Here is a 14,255-nt window from a genome sequence, read left to right as displayed (position 1 = left end):
CCACCGCGTGGCTTCTTCATTTCAGAGGCACGACGATGAGCGCACTCGTAGGCGTGATCATGGGCTCCAAGTCCGACTGGTCCACCCTGAGCCACACCGCCGATATGCTGGACAAGCTGGGCATTCCCCACGAAGTGAAGGTGGTCTCCGCCCACCGCACCCCCGACCTGCTGTTCCAGTACGCCGAAGAGGCTGCCGGTCGCGGTATCGAGGTGATCATTGCCGGTGCCGGTGGCGCCGCCCACCTGCCGGGCATGTGCGCCGCCAAGACCCACCTGCCGGTGCTGGGCGTGCCGGTGCAGTCCTCCATGCTCTCGGGCGTCGACTCCCTGCTGTCCATCGTGCAGATGCCCGCGGGCGTACCGGTCGCCACCCTAGCCATCGGCAAGGCCGGTGCCATCAACGCGGCGCTGCTGTCCGCCAGCATCCTCGGCGGCAAGTACCCCGAGTACCACGAGCGGCTCAACGCCTTCCGCGAAGAGCAGACCCGCACCGTGCTGGACAATCCCGATCCGAGGGAGCAGGCATGAAGATCGGCGTCATCGGTGGCGGCCAGCTGGGCCGCATGCTCGCCCTGGCCGGCACGCCGCTGGGCATGAACTTCGCCTTCCTCGATCCGGCGCCGGACGCCTGCGCCGCCGCCCTGGGCGAGCACCTGCGCGCCGACTACGGCGACCAGGATCACCTGCGTCAACTGGCCGATGAAGTCGACCTGGTCACCTTCGAATTCGAGAGCGTCCCGGCCGAGACCGTAGCCTTTCTCGCGCAATTCGTGCCGGTCTATCCGTCCGCCGAAGCCCTGCGCATCGCCCGCGACCGGCTGTTCGAGAAGTCCATGTTCCGCGACCTGGGCATCCCCACCCCGGCCTTCGCCGACGTCCTCTCCCAGGCCGATCTGGATGCCGCCGTGGCGCGCATCGGTCTGCCGGCCGTGCTCAAGACCCGTACCCTGGGCTACGACGGCAAGGGCCAGAAGGTCCTGCGTCAGCCGGAAGACGTCACCGACGCCTTCGCCGAGCTGGGCAGCGTGCCCCTGCTGCTGGAAGGCTTCGTGCCCTTCACCGGCGAGGTCTCCCTGGTGACCGTGCGTGGTCGCGATGGCGAGGTGGCCTGCTATCCCCTGGTGCACAACACCCACGAGAGCGGCATCCTGCGGCTGTCGGTAGCCAGCTCCGACCATCCGCTGCAGGCCCTGGCCGAAGACTATGCCCGTCGCGTGCTGGAACAGCTCGACTACGTCGGTGTGCTGGCCTTCGAGTTCTTCGAGGTCGAGGATGGCCTGAAAGCCAACGAGATCGCCCCGCGGGTGCACAACTCCGGGCACTGGACCATCGAAGGCGCCGAGTGCAGCCAGTTCGAGAATCACCTGCGCGCCGTGGCCGGCCTGCCGCTGGGTTCCACCGCCAAGGTGGGCGAGAGCGCCATGGTCAACTTCATCGGCTCGGTACCGCCGGTGGCCGCCGTCACCGCCCTGGAAGACTGCCACCTGCACCACTACGGCAAGGCCTTCAAGGCCGGGCGCAAGGTCGGTCACGCTACCTTGCGCTGCACCGATGCCGCGACCCTGCAGACCCGCATCGCCGCCCTGGAAGCCCTGATCCAGGACTGATGCCAGACGGCTTCCGCGCACGGAAGCCGTTTTCCCCTGAACCTCGGCGGATCACCGATGGTCGGAGAGTACAACGACGCCTGCTGACGCGCGTCGTCCTACCAGCACTCAAACAGGGGATTCTTCACATGGGCATCATCGCAACCATCATCATCGGTCTCATCGTCGGCCTGGTTGCCCGCTTCCTCAAGCCGGGCGACGACAGCATGGGCTGGATCATGACCATCATCCTGGGCATCGTCGGCTCCGTGGTCGCCACCTACCTGGGCCAGGCCTTGGGTATCTACCAGGCCGGTCAAGGCGCAGGCTTCATCGGTGCCGTGATCGGTGCCATCATCGTGCTGTTCATCTACGGCATGGTCACCAAGCGTCGCTAAGACGCCGCTTCGCCTCAGCGAAGCCCAGTAGCACAGCGTTTCCGCCCCTGGTGTCGCCCGTCGACCCAGGGGCTTTTTCATGGGAGAGGCCCTGCTTTGCAGCCTTGAGACTGGACCCCAAGCCTGGCGCGTCTCACACTCGAACTTTTACGTCCGACCTGCCGACCATGCCCAGACTGCTCATCGCCCTGTTGCTCGCTAGCCTGCCGCTGCTGGCCCACGCCGCCAAGGGCGAACCCCCGGAAACCAACTGGCTCGACCTCCTCACCGCAGAGGATCGCCATGCCTTGGAAACCATGCCCGAGATCAGCCACGACAGCCCCGAGGCACCGGGCGGCTTCGGCTCGCCGGGCGGACTCAAGCAAAAGGACAGCAGGTTACCTGAGGTGATGCACTCCACCCGCACCGTAGCGGCCTTGAATGGCAAGACCATCCGCCTGGGTGGTTTCCCGGTGCCCCTGGAGACCGATGCCAAGGGTAATTTCCGCGAATTCTTCCTGGTGCCCTATCCGGGCGCCTGCATCCACGTCCCGCCGCCCCCACCGAACCAGATCGTGCTGGTGCGCTATCCCAAGGGCGTGCCGCTACCCGACATCTACGAGCCCTACTGGGTCATCGGCACCCTGCACACCGAGGCGGTCGACAACGACCTGGCCGAAGCCTCCTACACTCTGGATGCCAGCAAGGTGCGCAAGGTCGAGGAAAGCGATCTCTAGATTGGACTGAGACGGTCGGTAGGGCGGACAAGCTTGTCCGCCAGTCGCTTCAACCAGGAAGTTAGGCCGCCGGCCGTTCGCCGTAGCGCTGCTCCAGATAGGCGATGATGTCGTCCGACTCGTACATCCACACGCTCTGGGTGCCTTCGTCGATGCGCAGGCAGGGCACCTTCACCCGACCGCCGCCCTGTTCCAGCTCGGCGCGCAGCTGCGGGTCCTTCTTGATGTCCTTGAGTCGGATCGGCAGGTTCAACCGATGCAGCGCCCGACGCGTCTTCACGCAGAAGGGGCAGGCCTGGAATTGATAGAGCGACAGCTGCGCCAGCTCCGCCTCGATGGCGGCCTGGGCCTGCTCAGTGCGCTTGAGCTTGCGCGGCCGGGTCACCAGATCCAGGCCGACGATCACCTGGCCGAGGCCGTTGCGTAGCAGATTGATCAACGGGATTCACCTTGAAGGTCGTTCGAGCCGGGCAGTTTACCCTATCGCTCCAGGGCCGCCCTTCCGCCAGTCGTAACGGAACGTCACCCGCAGGGCAGGGCTCTACAAGAGGGATTAATTCCTCGATGGAGAGCCATTGCATGCCGCTGTCTTCCACAGAGCGCGAGGCCTTTCGCCAGCTCGCCGCCGATCTTCCGGGCGTCGATCTTCCGGTCTACGAACAATTCGCCAAGGACCCGTTGGACCCCATCATCGGCCTGGGCGACCCGGATGCGCCCCTGGGCTTCTTCGGTCGCGATCCGGGGCGGGATGAGGTCAAGTACGGCGAGCCCTTCATCGGTAGCGGCGGCCAGATCGCCCGCAAGGTGCTCTACCAGCACCTGCACGGCCAACCCCCGGCCGATTTCGAAGCCACCCGCAGCCTCAGCCAGCAATTCTTCTGGGCCAACACCGTGCCCTACAAGCCGCTCGGCAACAAAGCCTGGTCGGAGCGAGTGAAGAAAACCTTCCACCCCCTGATGCGCCGCCTGCTGGTCGACCACTGGCACGGCACCCAGCTCATCACCCTCGGCCGCGAAGCCTTCCTCTGGTTCGGCATCGACCAACCCAAGACCGAACGCGCCCGCCTGGAAGCCTTCTGGAAAAGCGAAGACCGCTTCGAAAGCAGCATCGAGGTCACCCTGGAAACGGAGGAGGGCACCCGCAAGACGCTGACTCTCTATCCGCTGCCGCATCCGTCGCCGTTGAATCAGACGTGGTATGGGAGGTTTCCGGGGTTGTTGGAGAGTAGGGTAAAGGTGCTGCTCAAGCGAGAATAACGGTCCGACAGTAGTATTTCTATGCGGCGGGGACTATTTGTTATTTGATGGATAAAAGAGGTCACTGTCTATCCAGCACTATCTGTTTCGGGTATCTCACCTTAACTGATTTGAACGTTATCTATTCTCTTATGCTCAGCAGGTCTTTGGAGTTTTCTAAGCGAGAAAGCGATCCTATTTGGCTTTTGGGAATTCCAGATATTCTATAGCTCTTACCTTTGCTTATGATTAGGATGCCAATCTCATAGTTATTTTCTGATCCCCAGTTTTGATAGACTGAGTAATCAGTTCCGCTATTGCTGAATGAGATTTCGCGCTCCCCCTTAGGGTCATTTAGCTCTCCTCCTGCTCTCACATAACTATTGAAACAAAAGCTTTTCCATGAGCTGAAATTAGGGTTGGTAGGATAGTTTAGTTCTATACGGTTTTGGGTTCCGTATCTGTATACAAGGTAGCTTCTTTGAGGACCCATACAAATAGATGCGATTTTTTCCTTTGGGTTTGTTTTGAACGAAAAGACAATATTTTCTTTTGGTAGGCAAAGGCTGGTTTCAATATAATTAGGTTGTTCTGCTGCAAATGAGCAGCTGCATACAAAAAAAAGTAAAGCAGCTACCGATTTCTCAGTTGTTTTTATAGTCATTGTAGAAAGCCTCTATATTTTTTGCGTAATCCGGATTTATATCTTTCCAATTTTCTCCATTGTGCCCTTGCGCAATCATTTCAAAATCTCTTGTCCTGAGTCCTTTTATAAGGGTACGATTACTTTTTGCAAATTTTAAAAAGGCTTTGATGTGTTCGCTGTCGCCCTTAGACATAGCTTGCGTGAACTCTTTAACTGTATTGTAGCCCGCTACATTATAGTTAAATCCCATTATCTGGAATTTACCCCAGGACGCAGCCTTAAGTGCGGCGTCTTCGTTTAGAAAGTATGCGCGGATAAGACGTTCGTATTGAAAACGTCCTGAAGGCCCATAGGTATCCACCAACTGTATCTTTTCTTGTGTCTTGATGTCTATATAAGACCCATCTTTTAGTTTTTTAGCTCTTCTATAGGGGCTACCGTATATGTCACTATGGGTGTGTTCAAGAGTCTCATTGCGAACCAGCTTTCTAAAATGATGACGCTCGTACAGAATTGAAGGGATTTTTTCTCCGTCTATTTCAATGAAGGAAGAGTGAGAAGATTCCTGTTTTGCAATCGCATACACTAATCCAGGTTCACACTCTAATTCAGCAGCAGCTTCTCTGATGTCTGTGTCTTCTAACTTTTTTTCTTGATGTTTTAGTAGAAATTTGAACTCTATTCTCTCTCCAAAGAGATTTACAATGGGATGAATGCTCTGTCTCGAAAAGATATTTTCTAAATCTAGAGTATGGATATGCCAAAATATTGAGGACGTAGAAAGGCACTCTATTGAGTGCGTTTGTTTCCACCAAGATAAAATTTCTATTTTTCTCTTTTCATCTTCCCACTTTTCGTTTTCTTTTCCCAATTCAGGAGTCAAAAGTCTATCTAAAGAGTTCCAGGTGTTAGCGTCCCACGCCCACTCGCTTTTAGATAATACTGAGGTTTTCTCTAGTTTCTGAGCTAGCCAGGGTTTCGAAAGGAATTTTTGCAATTCATGGCTGCTTAATGATTTATCTTTGTTCTCGTCAATTACGCTGTAGAATCTAGAGATTACAGGGCTTTGGCTGCATTCAGTAATCTCGGATTTGTAGACGATACTTTCATCTTGGGTTAGAAGGTGTAAAGCTTGTAGATGATAAGCAAGGCGTGCTTTAGGAGGAGTTGAGTCGTAAATTAACTCATGATCAACCCACTCCCACGGACTATGCCGGCTAGTAATAAACTCCTGCTCACAAAGCCACCCTTCTATTGGCTTTCCTTCAGCATCCGCCAGCAGGCCTTTCAGATGCCACCAGCGCTGTTCCTCTGTGCGAACACCCCCTTCGTTTCGCGCGGCTACGACGATCTTGTCGGCAGCGGGCAGGGCATCCATTTGAGCCAGGCTGAGGATGAGGTCCACGCCCACCTGAACGCCTGGATCGCTGATCTTCGGAGGATGGCTGGCGTCGATATTGGGCCTGTGGGTAATCAGCTTGCTGGCGCCGGCGTGGATTTTCAGCAGGGTTCTTTCGCTGTCCGGCAAACGAGCGGCCCAGGCGCGGCTGCGTTCGATGAAGGCGGGGAGGTCGTCGCAGCTGAAGGTTTCCAGGTGGATCTGCTGCTGGCCTTCGTAAAGCCCCGGATGGCCAAGTAGCTCGCCAGCCTTGATGGGAAAGGGATGGTCCAGGACCACCACGCTGTTCTGGGCCTTGGGTGCAGCCTCCGGTTTGAGATAGCGGCGGGCGACGTAGCCCAGGTCGACCTGTGCCCGTCCCGGTAGGGGCCTCAAGCCGTTGTCCAGTATCTCGATCAGCTGACACCAGTCGCCCGTACCCAAGATGCGGACCTGGCTGCCGTTGTTCAGCTCGGCCTGGACGAGAGCCTGGCTGCTGGGCTTCTGCCTGACGTTGAGCTTGCCGCCCTGGGTATGCACACGGAAGCGGTCGCTACCCCAGAAAGACGGGCGCGGCAAGGCGGGGTTGGCCTCGTAGCCGGCCCAGTCGAGCAGGTGCATGTAAAGACTGAAGAACACCAGCGAAGGCGGGGCTTCGGGGTTGTCGGGCAGTCGCGGCGCTTCCAGGCGGTGGCGGACCAGGACGAAGCTGGTGGAGTAGGTCTTGTCCTCCGGCGCCAGGCCCTCCTCGGACGCTAAGCGGTGGACCTTGTCGTCGATACGATAGGCCACCACCTCGCCGTCGGCGATGCAGTGGATGCGGGACTGGTCCAGGTAGGCGGCGGTGCCTTCGTCGAAGTGCACGCCGCCGTGCCAGAGGCCGTTGCTGCCCAGCAGGTAGGTGCCGCCGCGGGCATGCGCCAGGGCTTGCTGGTAGAGCCGGGGATCGGTGACGTCCTGGCCGCCCTTCGCCTTGAAGGGATAGGCCCAGTTTTCCACCTTGGGGGTTGCTGTGGTGGGAGTGGTAGTCATTTTGCTGTCCTTGGCAGGGACCGCGTCGCCGCGGTCGGTCCTTTCAGTGGTGCGGGATCAAACGGAAAATTTGAGCATTCGCTGCGGCTTCACATCCTGGCGTTCAAGCTCATTGGCCAGCGCCAACTGGTTCGGCTCGCCAGCAGCTCCCTGCTCGGTAACGCCCGGCGGCCGCGGCAGTTGCAGGGCGATGCCTGAACCCTTGGTAGGCGATCCGCCAGCGTTGAGGCGGGCGAGGGGGCCGACCAGGGTGATGCCGCTGGGATCGAGTTTGATGAAGCTGCCGCCGGCGCTCAGGGTCAGTTCGGTGCCGGCTTCGATGACGACCTTGTCGCCGGCCTTGATATGGATCTCCTGGCCGGCTTCGACGAATTGGCTCGTGCCCAGCTTGAGGTGCTGGCTGCCACCGATCAGCAGGTGGTCGCTGGCCTTGACCTCGGCCTTGCGTGCGCCGTGGACGAGGCGGTGCTCTTCGGCGTGCAGTTCGCTGTGGCTGTTACCGCGAATGCGCTGGTGCCTTTCATTGCCGATCTCGCTGCGGTGGTCGTGGCGGATGTGTTCGTCCCAGTCGCGCTGGGCGTGGACGTGGATCTCTTCCTGACCCTGGCGATCCTCTACGCGCAGTTCGTTGTAGCCACCGCCGCCGGGGCTGCTCAGGCTCTTGAAGGAGCTGCGGGTCTTGTCCCTGGGCAGCTCCAGCGGCGGCCGATGCTCGGCGTGGTACAGGCAGCCGAGGATCAGCGGCTGGTCGGGATCGCCTTCGAGAAAGCCGACCAGCACCTCCATGCCGATGCGTGGCACGCTCAGGGCGCCGTGGCCGTTGCCTGCCCAGCCGCTGGCGACCCGCAGCCAGCAACTGGTGCGCTCGTCGGCCTGGCTCTCGCGATCCCAGTGGAATTGCACCTTGACCCTGCCCAGGGCGTCGCAATGGATTTCTTCGCCGGCCGGCCCGGTGACCACGGCGCTCTGCTGGCCGAGCAGGCACGGCTTGGGATGGCGCCGTGCCGGGCGGAAGGGCAGTTGCCAGGGGATGGCCTGGAAGCTGTTGCGATAGCCCTGGGTCCAGCCGTCGTCGCCAGGCGCGGGCAGCAACCTGGGCGTGCCCAGGCCTTCTTCCAGCACCTGGGGCTGAAGGCCCTGGTGGTCGATGCGGGTGAGCAGCCAGAGCTGGTTCCAGTCCGCGCGGGGATGCTCGGTCAGGGGCAGGAAGTGACCGGTGGAAAGGGTTGGCTGGTCGCTCTGACCCTCGGCTGCCTGGCTGTCGGCGCGCAGGGCTTCCAGCCCCCGGGCGCTGAGTTGCTTGCCGCGGGTGCGGTCGCGGAAGCCGGCGGGGAAGGCGTAGTGTTCGAGCGTCGGCCGCTGCTCGGCGTCGCTACGGCTTTCCAGGCGCAGCCGGGGTTGCAGCGGGTCCTGGTCGCGCAGGGTCAGTTGGCTGCTGCGGGTCTGCAGGCCCACCTGCAGACGGCGAATGACCGGACGCTCGGCGACCTGGCCGCTGCCGGGGTGATAGGCGGTGGCGGCGAGGCGCGGAAAGCTGGTGGCGTCATCGCCGAAGACCAGCACGGCGCCCTCGGGCTGGTGTTCGAAGTGGTAGTGGATGCCTTCTTCCTCGCAGAGGCGATCGAGAAAGTGCAGGTCGCTTTCGCCGTATTGCACGCAGTAGTCGCGGGCGGGATAGGGCGTTGGGCCCAGCGCCAGCCGGTAGGCGCCCTCGAGGATGCCGTGCTCTTCGAGGAGGCGAACGAGGATCTGCGGCACGCTGAGATGCTGGAAGATGCGCGAATTGGTGCGCTGGGCCAGGTAGGCCAGGCGCGGGACCAGCTCGACGCGATAGCGGGTCAGGCGCTTGCCCGAATCGCCCTGGGCAATGGCGCCGAGTAGGCCATGGATACCCGGACCGCCGGGTGCCAGGCTCAGCCAGGCCGGACGATGCAGCAACTGCTCCAAGGACCAGTCGGCCTTTTCGCTGACCAGTTCCAGTTCGAAGCTGTAAGGCTGGTTGAGGGCTTCCTGTCCCTGGAAGGCCAGCACCTGGAAATCATGGGCGAGGCCCGGCAGGGTGAAGGTGAAGCCGGGGGTATTGGCCGGGTTGAACATAACGAGTCTTCCTGACGTGGTAAGGGTTTCACGTGGAACGTGGGCTCAGCCGCTGCCACCAGCGCCGTACCGGTTGAGCGGCTGTCTGCCAGAGTGCGTGCCATTCGCCGAGGTCCTGCTGGCGCTGGGCAGGATCGATCTCCAGTGCCCGCCGCAGGACCCGCCAGGCAGCGACGGGCATGTCCGGCGGCCGTTCGGGCTCGATCTGCAGACTGCGCGCCTGCTTGGCGCTGAGGCGGCGATAGGGGTGCTTGCCGGTGGCCAGTTCGTAGAGCACGCAGGCGCAGGCGTAGAGGTCGCCGGCCGGTGTCAGCAGGCCCTCTTCGAGCAATTCGAGGGAGGCATAGCGCACCGTCCAGGCATTGAAGCGATTGCGACTCAGCCGCGGCAGACCAGGTAGCAGGTCTTCACAGGGCTGACCGAGACCGAAGTCGAACAGACGCAGGCCGTTGTCGGTGAGGATCACGTTGCTGGGCTTGATGTCGCCGTGCAGTACGCCGTTGACGTGGGCGAAGTGCAGGGCGTCCAGCAGCGGCAGGGCGATTTCCTGCAGTTCCGCCCAGCGCAGGCCTTCAGGCCGGTCGCACAGCAGATCGTCGAGGGTCGGGCCGCGCAGGAGTTCGAGGGTGATGAAGGCGCGTTCGCTGGCGCGATCCACCTCGAAGCCATGCAGCCGGATGATGTGGGGATGGCGTAGCCGTACGGTGAGGGCGAACTCACCGTAGAGCAGGGCATTGGCATCGCTGTATTCGGCGAAGTCGTCGTTGAGCACCTTGACCGCCACCTGGGGCGCCGGATCGCCGTACTGCTCACGGAGCAGATCGCGGGCGCGGTAGACGGCGCCCATGCCGCCGACGCCCAGCAGGGTTTCCAGGTGATAGCGACCACCGAGCAGTTCCGGCAGGGGCGCCAGCTGACGGGTGACGGGCACCGCGGTGGGTTGGGCGAAGGCGAAGTGGGTGAGGCCTTCGTCCAGGGCAAGCTCTTGGTCGTTCATGCCGCCTCCTGCGGGTGGATGACGATGGCGGTGAGGTTGTCCCGCGCCGGGCCCTGGAGGACGCCATCGAGCAGACGCTCCAGCGCCACGGCTGGCGAGGGCAAAGAGAGGGCAGCGCCCAGGGCGCGTTCTTCCAGGGCGCCGTGCAGGCCGTCGCTGCTGAGCAGCAGGCGATCGCCGGGCAGCAGTTCGAAACGGACGATGTCCAGCGCCAGTTCGTCTTGGGCGCCCAAGGCACGGGTCAGGGCGCGAGCGCTGGGATGGCGGGTCGCCTGTCGCGGCGTGAGGCCTTCGCTTTCGACGAGTCGCTCCAGCAGGCTGTGATCGCGGGTCAGCTGGTAGAGCTGGTTGCCGCGCCATAGATAGGCGCGGCTGTCGCCGGCCCAGACGCAGGCGGCTTCGCCATCAGCGAGCAGCAGCGCTACCACCGTGGTGCCGACCAGGCGCTCGGCACTGTCGGCGAGCACCGTGAGGTCCTGGGTGAGGCGCCGATTCACGCCGTGCAGCACCTGGCGGACCTGCTCCAGGCGCTCGTCCAGGCTGTCGCCCAGCGACAGTTCGGCGAGGCGTTCCACCACCAGGCGGCTGGCGCGGGCACCTTCCTGATGGCCGCCCATGCCGTCGGCGACGGCCCAGAGACCGTCGTCGGTGCGCTCCAGCAGGGCATCCTCGTTCTGCGCCCGGACCTTGCCGGGATGGCTGCGGGCGCTGCTCAGGGCCAGGCTCATCACAGCCGCTCCGGTAGCTTGAAGCCGCGCAGGGTGGCCAGGTCGAAGGGGTTGGGCGAACGCTGGCTGGACAGCAGGTAGCCGGCATGGCGCCCGTCGAGATCGGCTTGGACCAGCATGACGTCGCGAGCGCTGTGCTGCTGCAGCTTCAGGCGATCCAGCAGGCGGAACAGCGACCAGGCACTGCCGTCCTGCTCCAGGCCGACGCGACGGCCGCCGAGTTCTTCCAATACCAGGGTGGTTCTCAGGGCGTCGTTCTGCGGCCAGCGGAAGGTGGCGGCGACGATGGGGCCGTGGCGGTACTCCAGGCGCTCCTTGCCGATGCTGAGGTCGGCGCGGGTCAGGCTCGGGTCCAGGGAGTAGGGTTCGAGCTTGAAGACGATGCCCGGCTCGGCCGGATTCTCGGCGAAGAAGCCGCGGCGGATCTGCTGGGTGCGCCCCATCTGGGCGAGGAATTCGCGGGACAGCGGCAGGCTGTGGCCGTCGATGGCACGGAGGCGATAGGCAGTGTCGCTGCGAATCACGAAGGGCTTGAGGTAGGTGTCGAAGAAGGTGTCGGCGATGCCCTGGGCCTTGAAGAACTCGCGGAAATCGGCCAGGGCGACGTCGCTCTCGCTGTCGGCCTTGAACGGATAACGCTTGTCGAGACCGTTGCGATAGCTCGCCAGCAATTCGCTCTGGTAGCGGTCGTTGAGGTAGTCGTAGGCGCCGGCCAGGATCAGGTTCCAGCTGTCGTCCGCCAGCAGGCCGAGCCAGCCGTTGACCGGGACCGGCAGGCGACTGGCAGTGGTGCGCAGGCCGTTCAGCGCATCGCGGTTGCCGGCCATGCGCGCCTTGGCCAGGTCGAAGGCGGCCTGCTCCGGGGCACTGGCGTGGACCAGGCCCGCCAGTTGCTGCTGGAGATCGTTGAGCGCGGCCATGGCCGGCGCGAGGTCGGCCACGGCCGTGCCCTGGTCGTCGATTAGCTGGTGCAGATTCTCGAAGCGGGTCTGCAGGCTGCGCCGGGCGCTGTCTGGCAGGGGCTCGCCCGAGCCCGCCCCATCGCTGGCGACGGCGGCGAGGCGAGTGTTGTCGCGCACTTCCCGCAGCAGCTGCAGCAGCGGCGAGTTGGCCGAGGTCAGGCCGGCCAGCAGTAGCGCGCCCTGGTTGGCATCACCCACGGGCTGCAGGGTCACGCGGGCGAGTGCTTCGCTCCAGAGATTGGCGTAGTCGCGGAAGTAGAGTTGCTCCAGTTCCACCTGCAGATGGCGCAGGTCCATGCCGGTGATGCCGTCACCATCGCCCAGCACCCAGTTGTCGGCGGCCAGCTCGCGGATCACCGTGAGGCCCTGGGTGGAGAAGGTCTGCTCGTAGCCCTGGCGGGTATAGAAGCCGGGGATGGGATAGTCGGCGCCTTCGAAGGCCAGTGCCTGGGGGCCCAGGTGCTGGCTCAGGCGATAGACCGGCAGGCCGCTGGCCTGGTCGCGCAGGATGCGATACACCACCGCGGCGAGGGATTCGCTGCGCAGCACCTGGCGCGCCTGGCTGACCAACTGAGCGTCCACCGGGTAGGCGCCGAAGCCCTGTTCGAGCAGGCGGGCCAGATGGCTATCGAGGCTGTTCTGGGTCAGGGCATCGCCGGGATAGCGTTGCGACCAGTCCGCTGCGGCCCAGTCGCGCAGGGCACGGTTGTCGCGGCGCTCGGGCAGTTGCAGCATCAGGTAGGCGCGCAGATGGCCGAGCAGCCGCTCGCGATCGCCGAGGCTACCGCGGATGCGTTCTTCCAGCTGGCTCTTGAGGCGGGGCAGCAGGTCGCTCTGCAACGCCTGGCGATAGGCGGCTTCGGTGGTGGGCCGCACCACGTCGCCCTGATAGAGCCCGGTGCGCTCGCGCAGGGGTGTGGCGCCGGCCGCGGGGAACACCTGGGTGCCGGCGTAGGCATTGTCCAGCACCGGCAGCAGGGCGCGGGCATCGGCGCCGGGCTTGAGCTGGCTGCGTGCCTGCAGGCCGTGCTGTGCCAGGTCGCGCAGGCGTTCCAGGCGTTCGTGGTTGTTGCCGAAGCTGGAGGTCCAGAGCGCCGCGCCCACGGCCAAGCCGGCGAGGGCGGCGGCATAGAGGCTGCGCTGCCCCCAGCTCAGCCGCCGCACTTCGCGCTGGTCGAGCCCGGCCAGGCTGGCTTCGGGGAAGATCACCCGGCTGAACAGCTGGCGGATGAAACGCGGCTGGCCGTTGCGGTACTGGGGCAACAGGGTGCTGGGCAGGCCGAGCTGGTCGCCGATGCCCTGGGTCTGGGCGTCGAGCGTCTGGGTCAGCGCCGGGGTGCTGGTGAGATAGAAGCCGCGCAGCTGGGCCGCACGCTGGTAGCGATTGCCGGAGAAGGCCAGTTCGACGAAGAGGATGAGACCGTCGCCCAGGCGACCCAACTGGTGCGGAAAGTCGAGGATCTGGCCGCGGCGCTGGCCGTCGCGTTCCTGGTGGATGCGCGGGATGACCTGGCTGTTGAGGCGGCGCAGCAGTTCCTCGAATTCCTGGCGCAGGGTAGCGGTATCGGTGCCGTTCTGGGCTTCGCGGAAGGTGGTGCCGAGGACCTGTTCGCTGTCCTCGCGGGAGAGTCCGTCGAAGAAGGCGCCGAAGCCGGGAAGCCGGTCGGCCTGGGTCAGCACCAGGTAGACGGGGACCTGCACCCGGAGTTCGCGGGAGACCTCCTGCAGCCGGGCGCGGACCTGGCGCGCCAGGGTTTCCAGCTCAACCTCGTTACCGCTGGCCAGGCGCTCCACCGGCAGGGCGACGAGGATGCCGTTGAGCGGGCGGGTGCGGCGCTGGCGGCGCAGCAGCTGCAGCAGGGTCAGCCAGGCGCTGCCGTCCACCGGGGCATCGCCCTGGGTCAGGTAGCGACCGGCGGTATCCAGCAGCACGCCCTGTTCGGCGAAGTACCAGTCGCAGTGGCGGGTGCCGCTGACATCCCGGGTCAGCCTGGACTTCTCGAGGTTGAGCGGGAAGTCCAGGCCGGAGAAATCCAGCAAGGAGGTCTTGCCGGCGCCTTCCGGGCCCAGCAGCAGGTAGTGCGGCAATTCGCGGCGCCAGCGTTGGCTGCGGCCGTGATAGAGACCGGCGCCGTGCAGGGTGCGGTGGGCATCGCGAGCGCGGGTCTGCAGCTCGTGGGCCTCGTCGTCGATGCGCTCGGCGCGCAGCTGGTCGTCCTGGCCCTCCACGGTGGCGAGGCGCTGCCGCTGTTTGCGCTGCTGCCAGCCCTGCAGCAGGCCCCAGGCCAGGAACAGGCCGCAGAGGGTGGCCAGGCGGTGGCTGACCGAGGCCCAGGGACTGTGACCGGCGAAGGCCAGCAACGGGCCGAGTGTCCAGACCAGGCTGCCCAGGCCGAGGGTCAGCAGCAGGGTCCAGGTCCAGGGACGGCGCAGGCTGCGCCCGAGTGCGATGATGAGTCCTTTCATGACGGCGATCC

At 63.6% G+C, this 14,255-nt stretch carries 12 protein-coding genes; 5 read left to right on the top strand and 7 right to left on the bottom strand.

Features of this window, described 5'->3' with window-relative positions; genetic code table 11:
- Positions 1–35 precede the first annotated feature (35 nt).
- From purE to QZ471_RS15575, 4 genes are all read left to right on the top strand, one after another.
- Positions 36–530 carry a 5-(carboxyamino)imidazole ribonucleotide mutase gene (gene purE, locus QZ471_RS15590; RefSeq protein WP_027598658.1) on the top strand — a complete coding sequence of 165 codons (495 nt, stop codon included), beginning with the start codon at positions 36–38 and terminating at the stop codon, positions 528–530.
- On the top strand, positions 527–1,609 hold the full coding sequence (locus tag QZ471_RS15585; protein ID WP_295465348.1) for a 5-(carboxyamino)imidazole ribonucleotide synthase: 1,083 nt from the start codon (positions 527–529) through the stop codon (positions 1,607–1,609). Before purE ends, QZ471_RS15585 begins: the two co-directional genes overlap by 4 nt.
- A gap of 128 nt (positions 1,610–1,737) precedes the next feature.
- Entirely contained in the window at positions 1,738–1,986 is a 249-nt protein-coding gene (locus QZ471_RS15580; protein ID WP_295465346.1) for a GlsB/YeaQ/YmgE family stress response membrane protein, read from the top strand.
- A gap of 167 nt (positions 1,987–2,153) precedes the next feature.
- Positions 2,154–2,702, top strand: a complete 549-nt coding sequence (locus QZ471_RS15575) for a DUF3299 domain-containing protein (protein WP_295465344.1) — start codon at positions 2,154–2,156, stop codon at positions 2,700–2,702.
- Between the two features lie 61 nt (positions 2,703–2,763).
- Here the strand turns inward: QZ471_RS15575 and QZ471_RS15570 are convergent, their stop codons facing one another.
- Positions 2,764–3,141, bottom strand: a complete 378-nt coding sequence (locus tag QZ471_RS15570) for a glutathione S-transferase N-terminal domain-containing protein (RefSeq protein WP_295465342.1) — start codon at positions 3,139–3,141, stop codon at positions 2,764–2,766.
- A 140-nt stretch (positions 3,142–3,281) separates the two neighbouring features.
- Here QZ471_RS15570 and QZ471_RS15565 point away from each other — a divergent pair, with 140 nt between their 5' ends.
- Positions 3,282–3,959 (top strand): uracil-DNA glycosylase family protein, encoded by a 678-nt coding sequence (locus tag QZ471_RS15565; RefSeq protein ID WP_295465340.1) that lies wholly within the window; start codon positions 3,282–3,284, stop codon positions 3,957–3,959.
- A gap of 121 nt (positions 3,960–4,080) precedes the next feature.
- On the opposite strand, the gene QZ471_RS15560 is transcribed toward QZ471_RS15565, so the two are convergent.
- From QZ471_RS15560 to tssM, 6 genes are read right to left on the bottom strand one after another with little or no spacing between them, the layout of a single operon-like run.
- On the bottom strand, positions 4,081–4,602 hold the full coding sequence (locus QZ471_RS15560; RefSeq protein ID WP_295465338.1) for a hypothetical protein: 522 nt from the start codon (positions 4,600–4,602) through the stop codon (positions 4,081–4,083).
- On the bottom strand, positions 4,583–6,994 hold the full coding sequence (locus tag QZ471_RS15555) for an N-acetylmuramidase domain-containing protein (protein WP_295465336.1): 2,412 nt from the start codon (positions 6,992–6,994) through the stop codon (positions 4,583–4,585). The genes QZ471_RS15560 and QZ471_RS15555 overlap by 20 nt, the downstream gene beginning before the upstream one ends.
- Positions 6,995–7,051: 57 nt before the next feature.
- Positions 7,052–9,091: a type VI secretion system tip protein TssI/VgrG gene (tssI, locus tag QZ471_RS15550; RefSeq protein ID WP_295465334.1), complete on the bottom strand. Its 2,040-nt coding sequence runs from the start codon at positions 9,089–9,091 to the stop codon at positions 7,052–7,054.
- A gap of 28 nt (positions 9,092–9,119) precedes the next feature.
- The gene (locus QZ471_RS15545; protein WP_295465332.1) at positions 9,120–10,088 is read right to left on the bottom strand and encodes a serine/threonine-protein kinase; all 969 of its coding nucleotides are present in this window, start codon (positions 10,086–10,088) and stop codon (positions 9,120–9,122) included.
- Positions 10,085–10,816, bottom strand: coding sequence for a PP2C family serine/threonine-protein phosphatase (locus tag QZ471_RS15540; protein ID WP_295465330.1), 732 nt, complete (start codon positions 10,814–10,816; stop codon positions 10,085–10,087). The genes QZ471_RS15545 and QZ471_RS15540 overlap by 4 nt, the downstream gene beginning before the upstream one ends.
- Positions 10,816–14,244 carry a type VI secretion system membrane subunit TssM gene (gene tssM, locus QZ471_RS15535; RefSeq protein WP_295465328.1) on the bottom strand — a complete coding sequence of 1,143 codons (3,429 nt, stop codon included), beginning with the start codon at positions 14,242–14,244 and terminating at the stop codon, positions 10,816–10,818. Before tssM ends, QZ471_RS15540 begins: the two co-directional genes overlap by 1 nt.
- Positions 14,245–14,255 lie beyond the last annotated feature (11 nt).

The sequence above is a fragment of the uncultured Pseudomonas sp. genome (genome assembly GCF_913774235.1).
In the GTDB taxonomy this organism is placed as follows: Bacteria; Pseudomonadota; Gammaproteobacteria; order Pseudomonadales; family Pseudomonadaceae; genus Chryseomonas.
Note: the sequence above shows the minus strand (reverse complement) of the source record. Positions and strands in the feature narration are given on the sequence as shown.